Origin of the sequence: Amycolatopsis kentuckyensis (assembly GCF_002155975.1) — a bacterium.
In the GTDB taxonomy this organism is placed as follows: domain Bacteria; phylum Actinomycetota; class Actinomycetes; order Mycobacteriales; family Pseudonocardiaceae; genus Amycolatopsis; species Amycolatopsis kentuckyensis.
In genome coordinates, this window is sequence record NZ_MUMI01000112.1 from 1 (window position 1) to 4,759 (window position 4,759).

The window sequence follows — 4,759 nt, forward strand, 5'->3', positions numbered from 1 at the left end:
CTCGCCGCCGGGTGGCGCTCTTCGCCCGCCGCCCCCGGGTGGCGGCACCCTCCGCCCACCATCGCGCCACGACAGCGGACCCCGACCTCGACCGGCTGGTGGCACCTTTCGCCCGCCGCCCCCGGGTGGCGGCACCCTCCGCCCACCATCGCGCCACGACGGCGGACCCCGACCTCGACCGGCTGGTGGCACTCTTCGCCCGCCGCCGCCGGGTGGCGGATTCCCGCCGCCGCCGCGGGGTGGCGGCCTTCCTGTCCCGCTTCCGCCGCCGCCCGTCCCGCGTGCGGTGACTTTCCGTCCAGTCCAAGGAGGACATGTGAACGCAACGCAGACCGGGCTCCTGGCCGGGCTGATCCTCGGCCTCGCCGCGACCCAGGGGTTCACCGCGTTCCTGGTGACCCTGGCCGTCGGGATCATCGGCCTGGTCGCCGGCCGGGTCCTCGACGGCGAGCTCGACCTCGGCGAGCTGTTCGGCAAGGGCCGCGACAAGTGAGCCCCGCCCTCGACGTGCCGCGGGAGCTCGCCGAACCGGCCGAGCGCGGCACCCTCACCATCGGGCACGCGGTGGTCCGCAAGGTCGCCCAGCACGCGGCCGGCCAGGTCCCCGGCACCGCCCGCGACGGCAAGAAGGGCCCCAAGGCCAAGGTCGGCGGCCACGACAACGACGTCGACCTCGCTCTCGACCTGGCCCTGCGCTACCCGGCGGCGGTCCGCGCGGTCGTCGGCGACGTGCGCGCGAAGGTGGCCGAAGAGGTCGAGCTGCTCACCGGCTACCGCGTGCGGACCCTGGCCGTGACGGTGTCCGCGCTGCTGCCGGACGTCGCGCCGAGGGTGCGGTAGCCGTGCGCCCGTTCGTCCGCATCCTCGCCACCCTGCTGGGCCTGGCCTTCGCCGCGGCCGGCGCGCTGCTGGCCCTCGAGGTCGGCTGGCACTGGTGGCGCCCGGGTTCGGCGCCGCTGCTGGTGCCGTGGCCGCGGTGGCAGGCCGGGCTGACGTCGCTGGGCTGGGACGCCTACGCGGTGCGCATCGGAGCCGGCGTCCTGGCCGCCGCGGGCCTGGTCCTGGTGGCGTGCGCGCTCGCGGCCGGCAACCGCGCGGTGCGGCTGACCGACCCGGCCGGCGACGTGAGCGTCTCGACGTCACCGCGCTCGCTGGCCCGGCTGGTCGGGCTGACCGTGCGCGCGCAGGACAACGTCGCGGGCGCGTCGGTCACCGCGAACGCCCGCCGCGTCCGCGTCCGCGCGAAGAGCACCCTCGAGACGGAAGCCGAGCTACGGCCGCGCCTGCTGGCCACGGTGTCGGCACTGCTGGACGAGCTCCCCCTGGTGCGGCGGCCGAAGGTGACGGTCGTCGTCGACTCGCCGAAGGACCGCCGATGAGCCGTTCCGCCGCCACGAAGGCGCTCGCCCGGTCCTACACCGGCGAACGCACGCTGACGTTCCTCGTCGGGCTGCTCGCTTTCCTGGGCGGCGCGCTGGCCCTGGTGGTCGGCTTCGGCGGGCTCGGCGAGTTCCGCGGCCGCCGCCCGCTGCTGGACCCGATCGCGGTGAGCTGGCTCGGCGCCCACGCGACGCCGGCGCGCATCGCCGCGATCGTGCTCGGGGTACTGCTGGTGGTGCTCGGGCTGCGCTGGGCCGTGCGCTCGCTGCGCCCGGAACCGCGTCCGGACCTGGACCTCGACCGCACGGAGGGAGCGGAACTGGTGGTCACGGCGGCCGCGATCGCCGGCGCGGTCCAGACGGACGCGGAGCACCTCGACGGCGTCAGCCGGGCCCGGGTCCGCGCGGTCGGCTCGCGCACGGCTCCGGCGTTGCGCATCACGCTGTGGCTGCGCGAAGGCACGGACCTCAAAGGGGTGTGGGCGGACCTGGACACGCGAGTGCTGACCCGGGCCCGGGAATCGCTCGGCCTGGCGTCGTTGCCGGCCGCGGTCCGGCTGGAACTCGACACGAGCCCGGCCAAACGCGTGCGCTGAGCCGGGGTTTTCCGCAGAATGCGGGGCATGCCCCTACCGCTGCAGCCGCCGCTGAAGCCGATGCTCGCCAAGCCCGCCAAGGCCATCCCGGACTCCGGGGGCCTGCTCTTCGAACCGAAGTGGGACGGCTTCCGCTGCATCGTCTTCCGCGACGGCGACGAGCTGTACCTGCAGTCGCGGGCCGAGAAACCGCTCAACCGGTACTTCCCGGAGGCCGTCGCGAAGCTGCTGGACGTCCTGCCGCCGCGGGTCGTCCTCGACGGGGAACTCGTCGTCGCGCGGGACGGCCGGCTCAACTTCGACGCCCTCACCGAACGGATCCACCCCGCCGAAAGCCGGATCACGCTGCTGTCCGGTGAGCAGCCCGCCGAGTTCGTCGCCTTCGACGTCCTCGCGCTGGACGACGACCTGCTGCTGGACGAACCGACGTCCGTGCGCCGGGAACGGCTCGTCGAGCTGGCCGGTGACCGGTTCCCGCTCACCCCCGCCACCACCGACCCGGACACCGCGCGGCACTGGTTCGAGCTGTTCGAGGGTGCCGGCCTCGACGGCGTCATCGGCAAGCCCCTCGACGAGCCGTACACTCCCGGCAAGCGCGTCATGCTCAAGTACAAGCACGTGCGCACCGCCGACTGCGTGCTCGCCGGGCTGCGCTGGCACGTCGACGGCGGCCCCGGCGACCTCGTCGGCTCCTTCCTGCTCGGCCTGCACGACGACAAGGGCGTGCTGCACCACGTCGGCACCGTCGGGTCGTTCCCCAAGGACCGCCGCCGCGAGCTCGCCGAAGAGCTGGCGCCGCTGATCACCGACGGCGAGGACCACCCCTGGGGCGGCCGGGCCACCGGCGAGGCCCAGCGCATCCCCGGCGGCATCACCCGCTGGCGCGCCACCGAGCACGAATGGGTGCCGCTGCGGCCCGAGCGCGTCGTCGAAGTGGCCTACGAGAACACCGAAGGCGGCATGCCGTCGCGGTTCCGGCACAACGCGCGGTTCGTGCGGTGGCGGCCCGACCGCGAACCCGCTTCGTGCGACTACGGCCAGCTCGACGAGCCCGCCCGCTACGACCTCGACGCCGTCTTCCGGGGCCAGGTGGTGCGGACCCGCTAACCCGCGTCCCACACCGGCCGTGCGAAGCTCGGCCTGCCCGTTGATCGACGTCCGACGTGAGGATCCCGCCCGTGCGCCGCCGCCGTACCCGTCTCCTGGCCGCGCTGCTCGCCCTGACCGCGGCTGCGGGCTGCGCCGCGGGTCCCTCGGTCCGCCCGGCGCTGGTCGAGAACGACGGGAAGACGACCGGCGGCACCCCGGCGAAGGCACCCGGTGTCCCGCTGCCGCCGCTGGGCGAGCCGCAGTCGCCGACGCTGAAGTGGGCCGACTGCGACGACGACACCCGCCAGCGCATCGGCACCCCCGGCGTCCCGGACAGCCTGCACTTCACCTGCGCCCGCGTCACCGCGCCGCTCGACTCCCCCGGCGAGCCCCGGCGGTCGGTGGTGCGGCTGCTGGCGCTGAAGGTCGGCAACGGGCCGGTGCCGCTCGTGGTGGTCAACGACGTCGACGGCGACCCGGGCACCGTGTACGCCGCGCGGCTGGCCGCGACGCTGCCGCCCGCGTTCCTGGAGAAGTTCTCGCTGATCGGCCTGGACCGGCGCGGCACCGGGCTCTCCGGCGCGGCGCAGTGCATCCCCGCCGACATCCGGCCCGACCTCATCGCCGCCGACCCGGCGCAGGGCGGCCTGGGCGACGTGCTGGACGCGGCCCGCAAGGCCGGTCAGCAGTGCGCCATCGAGCTGGACGACTCCCAGACCGCGCTGGACAGCTGGCGCGGTGCGGGCGACCTCGACGAGCTGCGCAAGCAGCTGGGCATGGAGCGGCTGAACGCGCTCGGCCACGGCGACGGCTCGAAGGTGCTCGCCGAGTACGCGGTGCGCTTCCCCGGCCAGGTCGGGCGCGTGGTCCTCGACGGCGTGCCCGACCCGGGCGCCGACACCGCCGCGGTCCTCGACGCGGTCGCCGCCGGCGCCCAGTCCACATTGGACGCCTTCGCGGCGGACTGCGCGGCACGGCACTGCGCGATGGGCGACCCCAAGACGGCGCTTCCGGCGCTCGCCGACCAGCTGCGGCGCACCCCGGCGGCGGTCGGCGAGGACGTCACGTTCGGCCCGGGCATCGCGCTGTTCGCCGTCTACACGGGACTCTCGCAGCGCTCGCGGTGGCCGGAGCTGGCCGACGCGATCGCCGCGGCGCGCTCGGGCGACGTCGGCCCGCTCTCGGCGTTCGCGGCACCGGTGCTGCGCGACACGCGCGCCCAGCCGTCCCGGATCGACGCGACGATCGCCACCCGCTGCAACGACAGCCAGACCCGGCTCTCGGCCGACCAGCTCGACCAGCTCGTGGCCGCGATGCGGGCCAAGTACCCGCAGTTCGGCTCGGTCGTCGCCCAGCAGCTGGCCTGGTGCGGCCCGTGGCCGGTGCGCACCGAGCCGCTGCCGGCGCCGGGCGCGCCGGGCGCCCCGCCGATCCTGGTCGCGGCCACCGCGACGGACCCGGTCACCCCCCAGGTCGGCAGCACCCGCGCAGCCGACCAGATGCCCTCCGCGGTGACGATCACCTGGCAGGGCGCAGGCCACGGCGCCCTCGGCATCTCCCCCTGCGTCACCGACGCGGCCCGCGCCTTCCTGGTCGACGGCAAGATCCCGGCAGACGGCACCCTCTGCCCCGCCTGACCCCGAAACTCACGTGATCAGACCCGGATCCCACGTGATCAGAGCCGGAACTCGCGAG

At 75.2% G+C, this 4,759-nt stretch carries 7 protein-coding genes; all 7 read left to right on the forward strand.

What is annotated here, in order from left to right:
• On the forward strand, nt 1-290 hold a 290-nt coding region (locus CCN39_RS50130), incomplete at its 5' end, for a hypothetical protein (protein ID WP_158104499.1).
• A 26-nt stretch (nt 291-316) separates the two neighbouring features.
• Nucleotides 317-493, forward strand: a complete 177-nt coding sequence (locus CCN39_RS12185; RefSeq protein ID WP_013224542.1) for a hypothetical protein — start codon at nt 317-319, stop codon at nt 491-493.
• The gene (locus tag CCN39_RS12190) at nt 490-840 is read left to right on the forward strand and encodes an Asp23/Gls24 family envelope stress response protein (RefSeq protein WP_086841426.1); all 351 of its coding nucleotides are present in this window, start codon (nt 490-492) and stop codon (nt 838-840) included. Before CCN39_RS12185 ends, CCN39_RS12190 begins: the two co-directional genes overlap by 4 nt.
• 2 nt (nt 841-842) lie before the next feature.
• Nucleotides 843-1,379, forward strand: coding sequence for a DUF6286 domain-containing protein (locus tag CCN39_RS12195; protein WP_086841428.1), 537 nt, complete (start codon nt 843-845; stop codon nt 1,377-1,379).
• Entirely contained in the window at nt 1,376-1,975 is a 600-nt protein-coding gene (locus CCN39_RS12200; protein WP_086841430.1) for an Asp23/Gls24 family envelope stress response protein, read from the forward strand. The genes CCN39_RS12195 and CCN39_RS12200 overlap by 4 nt, the downstream gene beginning before the upstream one ends.
• Before the next feature lie 27 nt (nt 1,976-2,002).
• Nucleotides 2,003-3,082: an ATP-dependent DNA ligase gene (locus CCN39_RS12205; RefSeq protein WP_086841432.1), complete on the forward strand. Its 1,080-nt coding sequence runs from the start codon at nt 2,003-2,005 to the stop codon at nt 3,080-3,082.
• Between the two features lie 71 nt (nt 3,083-3,153).
• The gene (locus tag CCN39_RS12210) at nt 3,154-4,701 is read left to right on the forward strand and encodes an alpha/beta hydrolase (RefSeq protein WP_086841433.1); all 1,548 of its coding nucleotides are present in this window, start codon (nt 3,154-3,156) and stop codon (nt 4,699-4,701) included.
• The last annotated feature ends 58 nt before the right edge of the window (nt 4,702-4,759 follow it).